Annotated in this window: 15 protein-coding genes; 6 read left to right on the top strand and 9 right to left on the bottom strand. The window is 38.6% G+C overall.

The window, feature by feature from the left end:
- Positions 1–105: 105 nt before the first annotated feature.
- The 3 genes from KDU71_RS04985 to KDU71_RS04975 form a co-directional block, all read right to left on the bottom strand.
- A complete protein-coding gene (locus KDU71_RS04985) occupies positions 106–645 on the bottom strand; it encodes a glutathione peroxidase (protein WP_212188810.1) in 540 nt (179 codons plus the stop codon).
- A 51-nt stretch (positions 646–696) separates the two neighbouring features.
- A complete protein-coding gene (locus KDU71_RS04980) occupies positions 697–1,323 on the bottom strand; it encodes a protein-L-isoaspartate(D-aspartate) O-methyltransferase (RefSeq protein ID WP_212188809.1) in 627 nt (208 codons plus the stop codon).
- 69 nt (positions 1,324–1,392) lie between these two features.
- Positions 1,393–1,836, bottom strand: coding sequence for a nuclear transport factor 2 family protein (locus KDU71_RS04975; RefSeq protein ID WP_212188808.1), 444 nt, complete (start codon positions 1,834–1,836; stop codon positions 1,393–1,395).
- A gap of 145 nt (positions 1,837–1,981) precedes the next feature.
- Between KDU71_RS04975 and truA the strand changes: the two genes are divergently transcribed.
- Entirely contained in the window at positions 1,982–2,761 is a 780-nt protein-coding gene (truA, locus tag KDU71_RS04970) for a tRNA pseudouridine(38-40) synthase TruA (RefSeq protein ID WP_212188807.1), read from the top strand.
- A gap of 7 nt (positions 2,762–2,768) precedes the next feature.
- Here truA and KDU71_RS04965 read toward each other — a convergent pair whose 3' ends face one another.
- The 4 genes from KDU71_RS04965 to KDU71_RS04950 all read right to left on the bottom strand — a co-directional run bounded on the left by KDU71_RS04965 (position 2,769) and on the right by KDU71_RS04950 (position 7,272).
- A complete protein-coding gene (locus KDU71_RS04965) occupies positions 2,769–3,509 on the bottom strand; it encodes a shikimate dehydrogenase family protein (RefSeq protein WP_212188806.1) in 741 nt (246 codons plus the stop codon).
- A 2-nt stretch (positions 3,510–3,511) separates the two neighbouring features.
- Positions 3,512–4,423, bottom strand: coding sequence for a DUF368 domain-containing protein (locus KDU71_RS04960; RefSeq protein ID WP_212188805.1), 912 nt, complete (start codon positions 4,421–4,423; stop codon positions 3,512–3,514).
- Between the two features lie 5 nt (positions 4,424–4,428).
- Complete coding sequence (locus KDU71_RS04955) at positions 4,429–5,838, bottom strand: tetratricopeptide repeat protein (RefSeq protein WP_212188804.1); 1,410 nt, start codon at positions 5,836–5,838, stop codon at positions 4,429–4,431.
- Positions 5,839–6,372: 534 nt separating this feature from the next.
- Complete coding sequence (locus KDU71_RS04950; protein ID WP_212188803.1) at positions 6,373–7,272, bottom strand: EamA family transporter; 900 nt, start codon at positions 7,270–7,272, stop codon at positions 6,373–6,375.
- A 136-nt stretch (positions 7,273–7,408) separates the two neighbouring features.
- Here KDU71_RS04950 and KDU71_RS04945 point away from each other — a divergent pair, with 136 nt between their 5' ends.
- Complete coding sequence (locus tag KDU71_RS04945) at positions 7,409–8,728, top strand: amidohydrolase family protein (RefSeq protein WP_212188802.1); 1,320 nt, start codon at positions 7,409–7,411, stop codon at positions 8,726–8,728.
- Positions 8,729–8,796: 68 nt separating this feature from the next.
- A complete protein-coding gene (locus tag KDU71_RS04940) occupies positions 8,797–11,184 on the top strand; it encodes a GumC family protein (protein ID WP_212188801.1) in 2,388 nt (795 codons plus the stop codon).
- 2 nt (positions 11,185–11,186) lie between these two features.
- On the opposite strand, the gene KDU71_RS04935 is transcribed toward KDU71_RS04940, so the two are convergent.
- On the bottom strand, positions 11,187–11,948 hold the full coding sequence (locus KDU71_RS04935; protein WP_212188800.1) for a glycosyltransferase family 2 protein: 762 nt from the start codon (positions 11,946–11,948) through the stop codon (positions 11,187–11,189).
- An 11-nt stretch (positions 11,949–11,959) separates the two neighbouring features.
- A complete protein-coding gene (locus KDU71_RS04930) occupies positions 11,960–12,487 on the bottom strand; it encodes a DUF7935 family protein (RefSeq protein ID WP_212188799.1) in 528 nt (175 codons plus the stop codon).
- Between the two features lie 284 nt (positions 12,488–12,771).
- Here KDU71_RS04930 and KDU71_RS04925 point away from each other — a divergent pair, with 284 nt between their 5' ends.
- From KDU71_RS04925 to KDU71_RS04915, 3 genes are all read left to right on the top strand, one after another.
- Positions 12,772–13,971 carry a pyridoxal phosphate-dependent aminotransferase gene (locus KDU71_RS04925; protein WP_244828196.1) on the top strand — a complete coding sequence of 400 codons (1,200 nt, stop codon included), beginning with the start codon at positions 12,772–12,774 and terminating at the stop codon, positions 13,969–13,971.
- A gap of 73 nt (positions 13,972–14,044) precedes the next feature.
- On the top strand, positions 14,045–14,776 hold the full coding sequence (locus KDU71_RS04920; protein ID WP_212188798.1) for a cell division ATP-binding protein FtsE: 732 nt from the start codon (positions 14,045–14,047) through the stop codon (positions 14,774–14,776).
- Between the two features lie 167 nt (positions 14,777–14,943).
- Positions 14,944–17,985 (top strand): tetratricopeptide repeat protein, encoded by a 3,042-nt coding sequence (locus tag KDU71_RS04915; RefSeq protein WP_212188797.1) that lies wholly within the window; start codon positions 14,944–14,946, stop codon positions 17,983–17,985.
- Positions 17,986–17,995 lie beyond the last annotated feature (10 nt).

Here is a 17,995-nt window from a genome sequence, read left to right as displayed (position 1 = left end):
ATTAAAAATGGCCGATTCATGGATCGGCCATTTGTATATTGTAAAAGTTACCGGAATAACAGAAAGATTGCATTTAAGGTAGTTGTCTGAAAGCCGGTAACTTTTTTAATTCATAATCCATTCGATAATTTCCTGGTCATCAGGTTTCGTTTTGGGATCAATCACTTTTTCAATTTCTCCTTGTTTATTGATTAAATACTTCTGGAAATTCCATTTTACCTTGCTATCTCCAAAGTTATTTAATTCTCCTGTTGTTAGCCATCTATAAAGGGGATGTATATCGTCGCCTTTCACAGATATTTTACTCATCATTAAAAAAGTGACGCCATAATTATCTGTGCAGAATGTTTTTATTTCATCATCAGAACCGGGCTCCTGGCTTAAAAAATTATTGGCCGGAAAACCGATAATCATAAAGTCATCTCCGCCATATAATTCATGTACTTTTTGAAGTTGTTCGTACTGAGGAGTTAATCCACATTTACTGGCCACATTAACAACCATCACTTTTTTTCCTTTAAGTGCTGATAAATCATATGTTTGACCATCAATGGTATTTACCTTAAAATCGTAAAAGGATTGCTGACTGTATGTAATAGCACATGATAGCAGAATAAGTGTCAGGATTGCAAATGTTTGTTTCATTAGTTTTGTGTTAATTAATTGTTATACAATTTAAAGCTAAACGCATGGGTTCTATTTTTGTTTATTAGCTTCTCGGGTAAATGGAACAAATCGAACAGCAATCAGTTGTTTGCTTCTCAATTTTCCATTTTTTTTGTGGTAGATGATAAGTTGCTGGTGAAAACCGGTTTTTATAGGAGCAATAATAGAACCGCCTTCCTTTAGTTGGTTAATGAGAGGTTCAGGTATGCTTTCCGGGGCTGCAGTCAGCATGATGGCATCGTAGGGCTGATGTTCTTCCCATCCGTGATAGCCATCGCCTATTTTACAATACACATTCTCATAGCCTAGCGAATCTAAAGTATGTGTGGCTTGCGTGCCCAGAGGTTTAACAATTTCAATCGTATATACTTCTTTAGCTACTTCGGCGAGTATAGCGGCTTGATAGCCTGAGCCCGTGCCAATCTCCAGTACCTTATCCTTCGGTGAAAGGTTTAGTAATTCTGTCATGTAGGCAACAATGTATGGCTGCGAAATGGTTTGGTTATAGCCAATGGGCAGCGGCCTGTCTTCGTAGGCAAATTGCTGCAGTTCGGATGGAACAAACGCATGTCTGGGGACGTTTTTAAGTGCTTTAATGACATCTGTATCAGTGATTCCCCTACTGATAATTTGTTCTTCCACCATTCGGACTCTCATCAAGTTATAATCTTGTGTAAATATTACAATTAGCGTGGCTGTTATGACTGAAACAAACATTGCTGACTTTTATTCAGTTGGTGGTAAAGTGTTGTCAGGTACAGATATGTGGCTTTGAACGATCAGCCAATTGCCATCTCTTTTCTCCAGTACTCCGGTGTGCCTGAATCCTTCCAGCCTGAATGGTTCTCCCTTGGTTTCAAAGCAGGTGTCAAGTAGTTGCGAATACCAGGCAACCTCTTTGCATTGGCTCAGTTGAATGCGTGTATCTTTGGCTGCTATAGTATAGTCTGGTTTTGTTTTTATTGCCTGGGTCATCCATTCGTAAAAAGCATGCCAGCCATACCAAATTTCATCTAAATCAGTACCAATGTTTAAGGTGTTTTCATCTTGAGCGAAACATCTCGAAAATTGCTCAAGATTACCTTCTTCCTGGGCTATTAATAACGTGTCAAGAACCTTTTTGATTGGTGTAATTTCGGGACTTACAGTCTTTGCGTTGATTGTTTCCATTGTGTAAAGTTTATTGGTTTTAAGTAAAAAAAATGCTGCTATTTATTAAAGTTAGCCATTTGCTTATATGATGTCAACCTTGAAGAATGTGGTAAGTGAGGGGATAATTTTTTAAGTTTGCGCTTGAATTTTTACAATTGGAACTATGCACAGGTATTTTATCGAAATGGCCTATAATGGAAGTCGTTTTCATGGCTGGCAAATACAGCCTAACGCCATTTCGGTGCAAGAGGTGATGAATGATGGCCTAAATAAAGCACTACGTCAAGATATTAATGTTGTTGGTTGCGGGCGCACGGATACAGGCGTGCATGCCTCGTATTTTGTGGCGCATTTTGATTGTGTTGGAGTAATTGAAGACCCGGAACAGTTGGTGTTTAAATTAAACAGGATAGTGGGAAAGGATATCGTCGTTTATTCTATATTGAAAGTAGATAGCGATGCGCATAGCCGATTTCATGCCAGCTCCAGAACCTATCATTACTATCTTCAAACTGAGAAGAATCCTTTCTTGTCGGAATTTAGCTACCGGCCTTTGTTTAAGGTTGATATAGAACTGATGAATAATGCTGCAAAGTTGCTTTTTGACTATACAGATTTTACCAGTTTCAGTAAACTGCATACAGATACAAAAACCAATAATTGTAAAATATTGCATGCTGCTTGGGAGCAACAGGCACAAGGTGCTGTTCTTGTTATTAAGGCAGATCGCTTCCTTAGAAATATGGTTCGAGCTGTTGTTGGAACCTTGTTGGAAGTAGGGCGCGGTAAGCTAACGCTGCAACAATTCAGAGAAGTGATTGAAAGTATGGATAGGGGCAAGGCGGGCACTTCTGTTCCACCCCAGGCATTGTTTCTGGTTGATATAGAATACCCTCAAGAGGTGTTTCAATCAAAAGTTAAGCGTCAGCCTCCTTTTAGTTAGATTGTGTTTAAGAATTCCATATTTTCCAGGCGGCTTCGGCTTGAAGGTGTAGCATGTCTAAACCGTTCTTAGTAATTGCACCTTGCTCTATGCCTTTTTGCATAAATAAGGTTGTAGATGGGTTGTATGTCAGGTCATACAGCAAATGTTTGTCCGTAACCAGATTGTATGGTATATCCGGACAGGTGTTGACATTAGGGAACATGCCTAAAGGTGTGCAATTAACCAGTACCGTGTAGTCTTTCATGATTTCAGAAGTGATGTCTGAATAACATAAGCTATCCGAACCTTTAGTCCGTGAAACATATTTGTAATCGATATTCATCAGGCGGAAAGCATGGGCAATGGCTTTAGCAGCACCTCCTGTTCCAAGTATTAATGCTTTCTGGTGGTGCTTCTGTAATAGTGGCTTTATTGATTCTGAGAAACCAATTAAATCAGTGTTGTAGCCAGTTAGTTTTGGTTTTTTATTTTCCCAGGTAACTTTAATGGCATTGCAGGCGCCTGCATTTAGAGCAGTTTCATCCATCTCGTCGAGGTATTTTAATACCTTTTCTTTGTGTGGTATTGTAACGCTAAAACCAGCTATGTAGGCGTGTTGGTTCAATAGGGCCGGTAACTCATCAATGTTTTCTATTTCAAAGTTTAGGTACCTGGCATCAATATTTTCATTTTCAAATTTCTGTGTGAAATATTTTTGGGAGAATGATTGTGCTAAAGGAAAACCTATTAAACCAAATGTTCTCATATCTACTTTTGTTTCTTTGTTGCTAATAGTTCTGTAATAATAATGCTGGCCAAACCTAAAATAATAAAAAGTACAGCAAAATAAAATTCGGTATTAAGTTCTGGTAGATAATAATTGAAGTCAACCGTTTTAACCTTATCGCCAAATTGCTGGGTTATTTCATGTTTCCACGGCCATAGAATACCTAGTGAACCGGCAATAAAGCCTGTCAGCAGAGCGATGGTTTGGTTATGGTACTTCTTCAGCAGCCACGATAGGAAGTGTGAAAAGGCGATTAATCCAACTCCCGCACCCAACACAACAGGTAACAAAACTCCTATGGCCATATTATTAACTGCATCAATCATTACCAATTGGTAATTGCCCATTAGAATAAGCACAAATGAGCCTGACAATCCGGGTAGTATCATACTGCAAATAGCCACAACGCCGCACAGAATGAGGTATAAAAATGAATCGTTTTGACTGGCTGGTGTTAAAACGGAAATAGACACTGCAATAGCTGTTCCTACTATAAGACTGATAATAGCAGAAGTTGTCCAACTCTTCACTGTTTTACCCACAAAATAGATGGAAGCCATTACCAAACCGAAGAAATACGCCCAAATGTATATTGGGTAGTTGATGAAAAGGTATTCAAACAGGCGTGCTAAGCTAATAATGGCCACTCCAATACCTGTGAACAGGGCCAATAAGAAGTATAAATCAATATGCTTTATCAAGGCTTTGATTTCACCTTTAACAAGTAGCTGGATGGCTTTGCCGTTAAAAGACTTAATGGCATTAATCAAGCGTTCGAAAATGCCGGTTATTAAAGCGATGGTACCACCGGATACACCTGGTATGACGTTGGCAGCACCCATTGCAACTCCTTTTAGGGCTGTTTGTATTAATGAAAAGAGTGAATTATTCATTTACCTTATTCGTTACAGTAATTGTTGATAATTTGTTGAACTGTTTTGTCTGCAATAAATTCAGGGTAGTCATTTTCAATATCCTTTATTCCACCGGAGTCAATACTAAGGGCCTTTGATAATGCAGACAGGGCTTCTTTTTTATTGTTTAAATATCGGAAGTGTGCCACAGCACTCAAATAGTGTATGGATGCTGTATCTTCATATTGTTCATGCAGGCTACTGATGTAAGCCTTAATGTCAAAATGTTCGATTAATACAATTTTTAGTTTAATTAGCTCAAGCCAACCAGCTAACTCATGCGGATCAAGGTTAAGGCCATTTTCCAGGCTGCGTGCTGCATCTTCTACCTTGTCTAATTCGAACAACCCGCGCGCGTGGGCAAACCAGTAATCGGCATTTAACGGATTGATAGATATGGCCTGATCGATTGCCTGTAAGCCACCAGAGAAATCCTCATTTTCCATCAGTGTAGTTCCTAATCCATACCATGCATCTGATTGTTTAGGAGCCAGCTTAATCACCAATTGGTATAGCCTGATGGCTAAGTCGTAGTTGCCAAGTTGCTCCCAGCAATCTGCCATGTATTGGTAAGTTAGTATCAGGTCGTCACCAATTGTAATGTGTTCACTATACGCATCAATTGCTTCTTTGAAAAGACCAGATTGAACCAGGCTGTTGCCCATGTTGAAATAGGCTTCTTCGTGCTGAGGATTGATGGTGATAGTGTATTCATAGGCCTGACAAGCCTCCTCGTGCTTACCGGTCTTATTATAAATGATTGCCAGGTTGTACCAGCCATTATCTGAAAACGGATTGGTTTCCAGTAATTGTTGGTAGGCTTCAATGCTTTTATCGTACTCCAGAATTTTATCTAGTGAAAACGCATATTCGAACAGAGCATTTTCGTTATCATGATTAATTTCCAGTAATTGTTCCAGAAATTTAATCGATTCCAGATAGAGTTCGTGCTGATTGAGGTTATAGCTTATTTCCAGTAGAATATCTTCTTTATCTTCAAAAGCAATTTCTACGGCTTTCCTAAAATAGCTAACAGCTTCGAGAGAGATACTTTTTTGAAGCATAATCCATCCCAACGTCATGTATACATCAGGATTTGAAGCGTCGAGTGGAGCTAATTCTTTCAGAAGTTTATAAGCCTCATCAATATTGCCATGTTCAGCGATGAAGATGGCTTTTTTGACCATTAAGGCAGGGGAGTCGGGGTGTTGCGAGAGGCCAATGTTTAGGATCTGTTGTGCCTGTTCAATTAAGTTTTTTTCGTAATAAAAATCGTAGATGTTTTCTATCTGATGCACGTCAAAATACTCAACTTTCTCCGCACTAATCATTTTCTCAAATCGTTCAATCGCCTGCAATACATCGTCGTGACTTGCGTGCAAGAAATCCTGCATATAATAGTGTTTTAATGATACAAAAATATCAATTTTATCAGCATCAACAAGGTGTGGAGTAAATTGTTATTAACAGGTTTATTCACAATCTAATAGTACTATGCGGGAGGAAATAAAAAAAGAGGCTGAACTCTTTGGGTCGGGTTACAGCCTCTGTGCCTGAAGAGAAATTGCACCTTTATCGCCAAAACACTAGAAACCGTGTCGGTGAATATTCTTCAGACGATCGCCTGGATTTTTAATGAAGATACTAATGAGCATAAACCCATTATTATAGTGTAGTAAAGAAATCGCCATTTTCTTTGTGAGTGTCTGGAATCTTCATTATCCAAGGGCAAAAAAGTTAGGTTTGTTTGTATTTGCGTTTTTGCATTACAAGTAGTTGTCGTTACAATCTGGATGTTCATTTAACAATTGATATGCCATGTTTTGCAACTATCATATAATCAGGGGTCTATGTATTTTTGGCAATATTCAGCTTATATCCAAATCTGTACGATTTTGTAATTGTTGATGTACGTTATCGTACAGAGGTTAATGTGCAGAGCCAAAAATTAGCAGGCCGATACCCAGAATAATACCCAATAGGTAGATGGTTTTTCGCTGAATGTTCTGCTCTTTAAACAGGATGGCACCAATACTAAATGCAATAATTACACCGCCTCTTCTTATGGCAGAAATGACAGATATAAGGGCCTCAGGATTGCTTAAGGCTTTAAAATATATATAATCAGCTGATACCAGGCAAATGCCAATCAAAGGTATTGTCCATCTAAAAACAAAAGGGGTGCTTCGCTTTCGTTTGGGGTACCATAAAAACATTATAATGGGAAGCATGATAAGTGTTTGGTAAATAGAGAACCAACTTTGCACAGCAAGTCTGTTAATGTTTTGTAATAAATGTTTGTCATAAAGACCACTGATTGCTCCGCTAAGTGTTGCTAAAATGATGAACCAAAACCATTTGTTGCGTTTGATGTGGATGCCTTCGAGTTTTCCAACTGTGGTAAACAGGTAGAAAAAAAGAAGAGTTATAGCTATACCAATCCATTGGAATGTATTTAGTTGTTCTGAAAATATCAGGATAGCACCTAATAATGTCCAGAAAGGACCGGTTGCTCTGATGGGTGCTACTATGGTTATTGGAAGATGTTTTAAGGCAAAGAAAGAAAAAATCCAGGATGTTAATACGATGATGGCTTTAAGGAAAACCTGCAGATGTTCGCTTGCAGTTATTTCAGGTATAAACAGAAGGTTGTTATTGGGTATGATGCCGAATGCTGAAAGTACTATAACTGGCAGAAATATAAGTGCTGCACTCGCAATGCTTATCATCAATACAGGTAGAACCGCATTTTTGTTTAAGGAAACCTTCTTGAAGATATCATAAATTCCAAGGAAAAGAGCAGAGAGAAGCGCCAGGTAAAACCACATTGAATAATTTTTTTCGCAAAAGTATATAAGATTTTACAATGTGCTTGTGGTAATGTTGCTTTCTCTTACTTACCTGAAGTTTATAACCTTGTTATTACTTCGCTTATTTGATATATTTAAACAAAAAACCACCAGCATGGATTATGTTCTTATTAAAAATGGAAAGGTTGTGGTTGATGGAGTTGCACTCCGAAAGGATGTGTTAATTGGAAATGATAAAATTTTAGAAATACTTGATAAAATTGACAGGCCTGAACCTGAAACACCAGTTATTAATGCGGAAGGAAAGTTTGTGTTGCCTGGCGCCATTGATACAAATATTGTATTTGAAGAGTTGGTTCAGCAGGATGAAATGGCGCTTAACCGATTCAATCAGGCACAAATAATCGGTGGTACCACTACGGTGCTCGAACCTGTGCTTCCAACTGTTTCACATTCATATAAAGCTGAACTCAAGCGAAAAAAGCAAATAGATTACGGAATTAATGCAGATTACGGATTTCATTTGTCAATTAATAAATGGAAGCTGTTTAAGGGTATTGATGTAGACTTTTGTTATGCACACGAAGGCATTGCATCGTTTTATTTGAGGTGGCCTGTTGATAACAATGAACTGTCAGCTATCAAGGAGCTGCTCGCTGTTGCTGCCCGCGATTCTACGCCTGTTTTAGTTGATGTGCTTAAGCCAGGTGAGTTTAATGACGGAACTGGTATTGCAGAAGTGGATTCAGACACGATTCAAAGACATTTGGGGCACATAAAAGAATTGATTGAATTCGCCATGGAGCTGAATTGTATTGTGTGTTTAATGAATATATGCTTTAAAGAAGAACTTGAAATAATTAGAGGATATGCCAAGGAAGATCTGATTTATGCTGAGTTGATGTTTCCGTTTCATATTGCGGATTCGGATAGGCTATTAATTGGCGATAGTTCAATTTTTTCGGGATTCCCACTAATAAATGGTTTAAATCTATTGTCGCCAGAAGAAGTTTGGCCATGCTTGAAAAAATCCAATTTTTTTATTGCACGTCCCATGATAAAATTGTCTGGTAAAGGAACGATAAAGGAGAGCCAGGTGGCTAACAGGCCCGATGAGTATATACTGCTTAAGAATTTGCTATCGGTGCTCTATACTTGTGGGGTAGTGCCGGGTAAAATATCTTTTGAGGAATTTGTTGGTGTCATTGCTTATCGTCCCGCTTTGTTTATGGGGCTTTATCCCAAAAAAGGTGTAATCAGAGTCGGAAGTGACGCAGATGTAGTGATATGGAATCCTGACTATAAACGTAATTTGTACTGTCATTTGCCAGGTTATGAGGGGGATGGCGCACAGCAGCTTCCGCTAAAAGGGCGTGTTGATTTTGTTTTTTCTAAAGGGTGCATGGTTTATGATGGGGAAAGCATTAGTAAAAACCTTGTGAAAGGCAGATATGTGTATCGCAGTCCATCTTAGCTTGTATGGGCATGGACAGTAATTAAAATTCTGAAAATGTATATATTTGGCAAGCCAAATTTATGTTGATGAATAATCTTAATACTACATCAGAAGTAAATAATTCAGGGATTAAAAAAGTTGGAGGTGATAATCTTTTTGATATCAATCGATTGATTCGATTGGTGTTGAAAAACTGGTACCTGTTCGTTATTTCTTTTCCATTGTGCTTAGGTGCTGTTTTTATTTATCACCGTTATACGGTGCCTGTCTATAAAGCGTCTGCTACTTTGTTACTGAAAAGCAGTGAGCAAAAAACGGTTACGCCGAGTGGGTTAATGGAAGGATTTGGCTTATCTCCTGAAATGCGGAGCATTGAAAATCAAAGTTTTATTATTCGCTCCCGAAATATTGTTAAAAAAGCAATTGACGGACTGGATTTCGGTGTTTCATACTATCAAAAAGGTCGATTTAAAGACTCTGAATTATACCGCACAGCTCCATTTGTTGTTGAATTTGATTCTTTGCATGCACAGTTGCTGAATGTGCCTATTCAAGTGGCTTATGCATCAACAGGAAAGGCTCAGATAACAGTTAGTTGCGAGGCTGGTGCGCTTCATAATTACAGTAATGAGGCTTTCGTAGGACGTATTGGTGCATTAAACTATAATAAAGTAGTTGATGATAATGAATGGGTAACAACTAATGCCTTTTCGTTTAAACTGCACCGCAACAAGCATATTAATGTGCCGCAAGGAGCTTCTTATTATTTCATTTTCAAGTCGCACCAGCAGTTAACCAGCGAATATAGAAGTGGATTAGGGGTATCACCTTACAGTGAAGGATCAAGTATATTGTTTATATCCTCAATAGGTGCCAACAGAGCTAAGTTGGTGCGTTTTTTAGATGAGTTGTGTGAGGTTATACTTGAGCACAATCTGGATAGGAAAAATGATATGGCTTCCAGGTCTATTATTTTTATCGAATCTCAGCTAGAGACAGTTGCAGATACACTTGAGAAAGTGCAGGACAGGCTTTCATCTTATCGTAAAGCCAACCGTTTTATGGGGCCATCTGAGTTTTCGCAGAAACTGGCAGATAAGTACTATGAAACAGAGAGCGAGCTTAAGATGCTAAGAATGCGAATTGATTATTATAAATACCTGCAGGAAAACTTGATGGTGTCCGATGATATTGAACAGTTTCTTTTGCCTGCAGTCGATAATGAAAATAATTCACTTGTTAATGAGCTGGCATCTCAATTAATTGAGTTGCAGAAAGAAATGGAGCTGCTTCAAAATGATGTGAGTGATAATAATCAATATTTGACGGCCCAAAAGAGCAGGATGGAGGTGACAGTTGATTTGCTGAATAAGGCCATTAAGCAGGTATTACGAAATTTCCGTATCGAAGAAGAAAAGATACAGAATGAGCTGACGGCTATATTGGCTGACATGGAAAAACTGCCTGATTTGGAGAAGGATTATCTCATTATAGACCGGACTTATAAGTTGAACGATGCTATTTACACATTTTTGCTGCAAAAGCATTCTGAAACACAGATTACAAAAGCCAGTAATTCACCCGATAATGAGATTATTGATAATGCATCTATCACAGCCTTGGTTTCGCCTAACAAAAATAGCGATTACAAAAAGGGATTAATGTTGGCTCTTTTAATTCCGGCTGTGTTCATCGGATTAAAAGAGTTTTTGAATACCAAGGTGAGAGGTAAAGAGGATTTGAATCACCTTGTGCCTGGGGTGCCAATTGTTGGTATGGTGATGCATAATAAGAATGGTGTTGAAAATGTGATTGATGCACATCCTCACTCTATTATTAGTGAGTCGTTCCGTTCACTGCGTACAAAGCTAAAGTTTATGGCTGGCTCAGATAAGGTGCAGGTCATTACTTTGACCAGTTCAAATACGGGTGAAGGAAAAACATTCTGTGCACAAAATCTGGCGTCAGTGTTTGCTATTTCAGGTAAAAAAACGGTGATTGTGGGCTTTGATATGCGTAAACCCAGATTGACAGCTTTGTATGATCTGCATAATAGATTAGGCTTATCAAACTACTTTATTGGGCAAACGACTATTCCGGAGATAATATATCCAACCGACAATGAGAATGTGAGTGTAATACCAGCAGGTCCAATTCCGCCCAATCCAAGTGAACTTATCGTTGGGGATAAAACAGAGGAGTTATACAGTTATCTGCGCAATGAATTTGATGTGATAGTCATTGATTCGCCTCCTATTGGATTGGTGGCTGATGCCCGTTTGTTGATGGATTATTCGGACTGTAACTTATTTATAGTCAGATCTAACTATAGTTCGAAAGAACATATGGTTCATACCATTGATAGCCTTATCAATGAAAAAGTAGAAGGTCTTGGAATAATACTCAATGATATCTCAGCCAAAGAAAAGGGGTACGGTTATTACTCGGCCGAATACTATGGTGACAAAGGTTAATTCTAACTGCGGTCTTTGGTTACAAACTGAATAAGTTTGCTGAAGTTTTTTATGAAAAGGGCATATATGCCGCCAATATTGTTGTTCTTCAGTGCTCTCAAGTCTTCTTTTGATTTGCGTATAATATTCTTGATTGAGTTGTTGCTTACGCCGCCCAGTCGCATGTTCACTAATGTTTCGTCAATAAAAAGACTTGTTGTAGCTTCGTTTGAGAAAAGGCGAAGCATATAATCGTAATCAGCAGAAATGCGAAAGTTGGTGTTGAATTTACCCAAAGATTTAATCAGGTCTCTTTTGATGTAAACAGTAGGATGGGGAGGCATCCAGCCGCGTTTTAGGAGTTTGGGCGAATAATTCTGGCTTTTCCAATGTCGCACTGTCTTATATGGTGGTTCTTCTTGGATGTAGTTCAGATTACCGTAAATAGCATTGTATTGGGTGTTCTCAACTTGTTGTAAAATAGATTCAATGATAAATTCATTGTAAAACATATCATCGGCATGTAAAAAGCCTATCCAGTCACCCGTAGCTAACTCCAGTCCTTTATTCATGGCATCGTAAATGCCCTTGTCTGGTTCGCTAATCCAGTGATCAATCGCGGAAGCATTGCTTTTTATTATTGAGAGGGTGTTGTCAGTTGATTGGCCATCTATAATGATGTATTCTATGCTTTCTCTTGCACTTTGTTTGTTTACACTGTTGATTGTTTCCTTAATAGTATGTTGGCAGTTATAGGTAACTGTAATTATTGTTATCTTCTTCATTTTAGATATGCCTAGTCAAAGTAATATAGCTGGATGTCTTTTTTTAACGCTTCTTTGGCCTTGTCAAAATAGAAGTTTGTTTCGTTAACGCCCTTTTCAAGGATAACCCTTGAGAGTTCCATGGCTGGGCCATTGGGCTGCACTTCGGCTGATGATGTATTGATTAGTTTGATAAGTTCATCACGTGATTTAATGATTTTCTCCCATGTGGCTGCTGGTAAGTAAATCTGCATGGCAAAATTGTGTTCAAACTCCTGCCTGATAGATTGTAGTAGTTTCTTTTGCAGTTGCAGACTTGTTAAGCCTTGTTGATTTGAGCGCAGTACTATCGCTTCCGGGCTGATTCTTTCGAGTAAGATGCTAAGTCGCTCATAGGCTTGCAGGCGTGTTGGTATGAGTTCTTTGTAGGTGCTGTTGGCTAGTTCTAATTCTTTAAGTTTAAGGTTGTGCTTTAAAAACCACCTGAGAATAATTAGAATTGGCAGGGCTACTATAATTACAATGGTAGATAGTTTTAGAAATTCGTCAAATGAGATCATTGTGTGAAATTTTAAATCGTTTTTTCAGCCTTTGTTAAATTGCAAAATGATAATTCACAATAAAAATAGTCTTAATAAATTTGATTCGAAGTTGAGAGTGCTCTTTGTGTTTTTATGTGTAAGAAAAAAACAATAAAAAATAATGATGTATACCCCTGTATTTGTTGGTTGCTTTTAATTTTTAACTAATTTTGCTTTGATTATGCACGCAAGATATAAAATGTTTTGCTGCTAAGCTGAGTTGTATATAAATAATGTCACTACAAGAATAGGAGAGTCTTTTAATGAGCACAGAAGTTATTTCAAACCGTATTAATGCCTTGTCTGAATCGCAAACTATTCAGATGAACCAGAAAAGCAGAGAGTTGAAAGAGAGTGGTGTTGATGTTATCAACCTGACCCTTGGTGAACCTGATTTTAATACGCCTGAGCATATTAAAGCTGCTGGCATTAAGGCAATTAATGATAATTTGTCTCATTATCCTCCTGTAGCAGGTTTTCCGGAGTTAAAAAAAGCTATTGCCGAAAAGTTATTCAAAGATAATGGTTTGAAATACGCGCCTGAGCAAATTGTTGTTTCGGCAGGAGCCAAGCATAGTTTGGCAAATGTATTGCAGTGTATTGTTAATGATGGCGACGAAGTGATAATTCCTGCACCTTACTGGGTAAGCTATATAGAGCTGGTAAAGCTGGCTGAAGGTACACCTGTAATTGTAGAAGCAGGCGTTGATACGAAGTTTAAGATAACAGCAGAGCAACTCGAGGCTTGTATAACTCCAAAAACCAAAGCTATACTTTTCAATTCACCATCAAATCCAACAGGTAGTGTTTATAGCCGGGAGGAAATGGAAGAATTAGCTGCAGTGTTAGAAAAGCATCCGCATGTATTGATTATTTCGGATGAGATTTATGAGAAGATTAATTTCGTTGGTCAGCATGTTGGATTTGCGGAATTTGATACGCTTAAGGAACAAACAATTGTAATTAATGGGGTGTCCAAAGGTTATGCAATGACGGGTTGGCGTATTGGCTACATTGCAGCTCCACTTGCAATAGCAAAAGCTGTAACAAAACTGCAGGGGCAATATACTTCAGGTGTGTGTGCGATTGCACAGGCCGCTTCTGTTCAGGCTTTTGTGGGGGATCAACAATGTGTAGAAGACATGCGTGTGGCATTTAATCGTCGTAGAGATTTAGTGCTTGACACCGTTAAGGATATTCCTGGTTTTAATGTGGCCATACCAGATGGTGCATTTTATATATTTCCAGATATCAGTGCCTATTTCGGCAAGAGCAATGGTGCGCATGCGATTAATTCATCCATGGATATGAGTTTGTATTTACTTGAAAAAGCTCATGTGGCCTCAGTTCCAGGTAGTGCTTTTGGAAGCGAAAATTGTGTGCGCTTTTCCTATGCCGCTGCTGATGATTTACTTGTAGAGGCATTTAAGCGTGTGAAATCAGCATTGGCGGAATTGAAGTAGGAGGCAAGGTTTTATATCCGGCAAAAAAATTGTTTCTTTGATTGATTAATTTTAATGCAATCATTGGGTAGATATGAGTAAGCAGCCTGTTAAAAGTACTAATACTGAAGGGAATATTATCGAGTTTAAAAATGTCAGCATTCGACAGCAGGAGCATTTAATACTTCAGGATGTCAACTTTAGTGTTAAGCCAGGTGAGTTTGTGTATCTGATTGGAAAAGTTGGTAGTGGAAAATCGAGCTTACTCAAAACAATGTACAAGGAATTAGCGCTGAATGAGGGGTATGGTTTTGTGGCCGGTTACCCCTTAAAAACAATTAAAGATAGTCAGGTACCTTTGTTGCGCCGAAAAATGGGTATTGTTTTTCAGGATTTTCAGTTGCTATCCGACAGGAGTGTATATGATAATCTGATGTTCGTTTTAAAAGCGACAGGTTGGAAGGTCAAGAAGGATATGGATAAGCGTATCCGCGATGTGTTGTCGCATGTAGACATGGTGCATAAAGGCTACAAGATGCCACATCAGCTGTCTGGTGGAGAGCAGCAGCGCATTGGTATTGCACGAGCTTTATTAAATTCGCCCGATTTAATTCTGGCAGATGAGCCCACCGGTAACCTGGATCCGGATACATCAGATGAGTTGATGCAACTGCTTAAAAAGATTTGTATATCCGGCAATACCGTTGTAATGGCTACGCACAACTATAACTTGCTCAAGAAGTTTCCTGGTCGAACCATACGCTGTGAAGATACTCGCCTGTTTGAATCAAAGCAGGAGGAAATTGAGTTCGATCTGTTAGATTGACCCTTAAATCAGATTAAGACAATCACTAATTATAAAATACCTGCGTGTTTCACTTTTCTGGTGAAGCACTTTTGTTATCTTTAAACTCCATAAATGCTTTCCAGTAGACTAAAAGTACGAAAGCAACGTTTAATAGGTACAATCATAATTTTAAAGGCCTTATCCTTATGATGAGAAAAATCGCATTGTTGCTTTTTGTCGCATTTGTGCACCTAACATATGCACAACAATCACTAAAATTTGATTCTAAAAATAAACTGTACGAGCATGGGATGGAGATGTATCGCCTGGGGAAGTACGGTTTGGCACGTGTTCATTTTAATAATTTCGTCAAAGAAGGTGGTGCTGATAATGCAACCTTAATAGCTGAGGCAGCTTATCTGGAGCGAATCTGTGCACAGAAACTGGAAAATGATGATGTGCAGTATTTATGGGAAAGCTACCTTGCTGAATACCCCTACAGTAATCGCTTGCATTATGCGAAGATGCATCTGGGTGATTATTATAAAGATAAAAATAAATACAGGCAGGCCACACGCTGGTACGATAAGGTAAAACCGTCAGCTTTAGACAAAGAGACACAAATCGATTATTACTTTGCTTCGGGTTATGCGCTTTTTATGCAAGAAGAGTATGATGCTGCCCTGGCAAAATTTAATAAGATTAGGGGGCAGAAACATGAGTATAGTTCGTCGGTGCAGTATTATTATGCGCATATACAGTACCAGAAAGGAAACTATGAAACAGCACTTAATGAGTTTAAGAAACTGGAAGAGGAGCGTAGCTTCAAAAAAGTGATACCTTTTTATGTGGCACAGATATATTATCTACAGGAAGATTACGACAGTGCTATTAAATATGCTGAACCTTTAACTGATGAAGGAACCAGGGCACGACAGGCAGATATGAACCGCATTATTGCAGATGCTTATTATGCCCAAAAGGACTATGCGAAGGCAGTTGTGTATTATCAGAAAGTGATTCGATTAGCTGATAAGCCAATGCGTGAGGATTTTTATCACTTAGGTTTTGCTAACTATTTTATTGGTGAGTATGAAGCAGCTATTAATGGTTTATCTAAAGTGACTTCCAATGAAGATGTAATGGCTCAAAATGCTTATTACCATCTGGGAGATTGTTACCTAAAGAGTGGTGATAAAAAACGGGCAAGAGTTGCTTTTGAAGCAGCCTCAAAATATGATTTCGATAAGGGTATTCAGGAAGATGCTTTATTTAACTACATTAAATTAAATTATGAGTTGGCCTTTTCTCCTTTCAATGAAATTATCAATTCCTTTATGCGTTTCATTGAGTTATTTCCCGAAAGTGATCGTATTGACGAAGCCTACGAATACCTCGGAAAAGCATTTCTGACAACGAAGAATTATCGTGAAGCATTGGCTTCAATGGAAAAGATACAAAACAAAACGGGCAATGTATACAAGGCGTTGCAGCGTGTAGCTTATTTCCGTGCTCTAGAGCTGTTCACAGATTCTCGCTTTAATGAGGCACTGGAATTTTTCGATTATAGCCTGAAATATGCTGAGTATGATAAAAAATTAAAAATTGGGGCTTACTACTGGCGGGGAGAAACTTATTATCGTCTTGGAAATTACCACAAAGCGATTGTTGATTTCAGAGAATTTATTTATCAGCCAGGGTCATATGACATGAAAGAATTCCCGGTTGCGCACTACAATATTGCCTATTCGTATTATAAGCAAAAGGAATATGCAGAAGCGCAAAACTGGTTCCGAAAATATAATAATTTAACTGATGGTCATGATCGCGTAATGCTGGGCGATGCTTACAATCGTACCGCTGATTGTTACTATGTGAACCGTCAGTTTGCACAGGCTATTTCAATGTATGATAAAGCATCAACTATACCGGAAGGTTCGCCAGATTATGCTTTATTTCAAAAGGCTTTTTGTTTAGGCCTGACTAAAGACTATCAGGGAAAAATTAGTGTGCTTGACGATATGGTTCGACGCTATCCGCAATCGCCATATGTTGATGATGCCCTTTATGAAGCAGGACGCTCTTATGTGGCATTGAGCAATAATGAGCGGGCGATTTATTATTACAAGTCTACTAAAGAGAGATACCCCAAAGGAAGTTACGCTAAAAAAGCACTGCTGCAGTTAGGGCTGGTATACTATAACAGTAATGATAATGACAACTCTTTGACATTCTATAAGCGGGTTGTTAATGAATATCCGGGAACCAGTGAGGCTGAAGATGCCTTGTTGGGCATCCGGAATATATATATGGATAATAACGACCTGAATGGTTATATGAAGTATACTGCTTCGCTTGGTGCTTTTGCACAGGTGGGAGAGCGTGAGCAGGATAGCCTGACTTTTGTCTCTGCTGAGCGCTTTTACATGCAAAGCGATTGTGAAAGGGCTATAGCTCATTTTAAAAACTACCTGACACGTTTCCCTGAGGGAAAATTCGTATTGAATGCGCATTTTTATAAGGCTGATTGCCAATATAAAACTGGCGCTTATTCCGATGCTCTTAGCTCATTTGAATATGTTGCCGGACGTGAGCGAAGCTTATTTACAGAAGAAGCTTTACTTCGAATGGGTGAGCTTATGTTTCAGCAAGGGGCTTATCGAAAAGCTTATGATAGCTTTAGCCGATTAGAACTGGAGGCCGAGATTGTAGAGAACCGACTGGAGGCGAAAATCGGTAAGATGCGATGTTTGGCGCAGATTGATCAACCCCAGGAATGTATTCGAGCCGCAGAAAATTTGTTGGCATCGCCAAAAGTTGCCGACGAAATTAAGCGAGAGGCATATTATAATATGGCCAGCAGTTATCTGAAATTAAAGGATAATGAGAAAGCATTAGAGAATTATCATAAAGTGGCTGTTAATACCAAAAGTGCAGAAGGAGCAGAATCAAAATACCAGATAGCACAGTTGATGTATGATAGTGGAAATCAGGAGGCAGCAGAAAAAGAAATTTTTGACTATATCGATCGTGGGACTTCACACCAGTATTGGTTAGCCAGAAGTTTTATACTATTGGCTGAGATATACCACGATCGAGGTGAAACTTTTCAGGCAGTGCAATATCTGCAGAGCATAAAAGATAACTATGAAGGTGATGATGATATTGAACAGCGTGTGGATGCTTACCTGAATAGTTGGAGCCCAAAAGATGAGAGTGCAGATACAGGTGCAAATAATGTTGGATAATTAATGCTTA

This window comes from Carboxylicivirga sediminis, assembly GCF_018156225.1.
Lineage (GTDB): Bacteria > Bacteroidota > Bacteroidia > Bacteroidales > Marinilabiliaceae > Carboxylicivirga > Carboxylicivirga sediminis.
Note: the sequence above shows the minus strand (reverse complement) of the source record. Positions and strands in the feature narration are given on the sequence as shown.

What these genes read in the sequence shown, in the direction of transcription:
- KDU71_RS04980 (WP_212188809.1), bottom strand. Translation starts at nt 1,323, where the DNA reads ATGAGAGTCCGAATGGTGGAAGAACAAATTATCAGTAGGGGAATCACT.
- KDU71_RS04985 (WP_212188810.1), bottom strand. Translation starts at nt 645, where the DNA reads ATGAAACAAACATTTGCAATCCTGACACTTATTCTGCTATCATGTGCT.
- KDU71_RS04920 (WP_212188798.1), top strand. Translation starts at nt 14,045, where the DNA reads ATGAGTAAGCAGCCTGTTAAAAGTACTAATACTGAAGGGAATATTATC.
- truA (WP_212188807.1), top strand. Translation starts at nt 1,982, where the DNA reads ATGCACAGGTATTTTATCGAAATGGCCTATAATGGAAGTCGTTTTCAT.
- KDU71_RS04950 (WP_212188803.1), bottom strand. Translation starts at nt 7,272, where the DNA reads ATGTGGTTTTACCTGGCGCTTCTCTCTGCTCTTTTCCTTGGAATTTAT.
- KDU71_RS04960 (WP_212188805.1), bottom strand. Translation starts at nt 4,423, where the DNA reads ATGAATAATTCACTCTTTTCATTAATACAAACAGCCCTAAAAGGAGTT.
- KDU71_RS04945 (WP_212188802.1), top strand. Translation starts at nt 7,409, where the DNA reads ATGGATTATGTTCTTATTAAAAATGGAAAGGTTGTGGTTGATGGAGTT.
- KDU71_RS04940 (WP_212188801.1), top strand. Translation starts at nt 8,797, where the DNA reads ATGAATAATCTTAATACTACATCAGAAGTAAATAATTCAGGGATTAAA.
- KDU71_RS04935 (WP_212188800.1), bottom strand. Translation starts at nt 11,948, where the DNA reads ATGAAGAAGATAACAATAATTACAGTTACCTATAACTGCCAACATACT.
- KDU71_RS04955 (WP_212188804.1), bottom strand. Translation starts at nt 5,838, where the DNA reads ATGCAGGATTTCTTGCACGCAAGTCACGACGATGTATTGCAGGCGATT.
- KDU71_RS04930 (WP_212188799.1), bottom strand. Translation starts at nt 12,487, where the DNA reads ATGATCTCATTTGACGAATTTCTAAAACTATCTACCATTGTAATTATA.
- KDU71_RS04925 (WP_244828196.1), top strand. Translation starts at nt 12,772, where the DNA reads ATGAGCACAGAAGTTATTTCAAACCGTATTAATGCCTTGTCTGAATCG.
- KDU71_RS04975 (WP_212188808.1), bottom strand. Translation starts at nt 1,836, where the DNA reads ATGGAAACAATCAACGCAAAGACTGTAAGTCCCGAAATTACACCAATC.
- KDU71_RS04965 (WP_212188806.1), bottom strand. Translation starts at nt 3,509, where the DNA reads ATGAGAACATTTGGTTTAATAGGTTTTCCTTTAGCACAATCATTCTCC.
- KDU71_RS04915 (WP_212188797.1), top strand. Translation starts at nt 14,944, where the DNA reads ATGATGAGAAAAATCGCATTGTTGCTTTTTGTCGCATTTGTGCACCTA.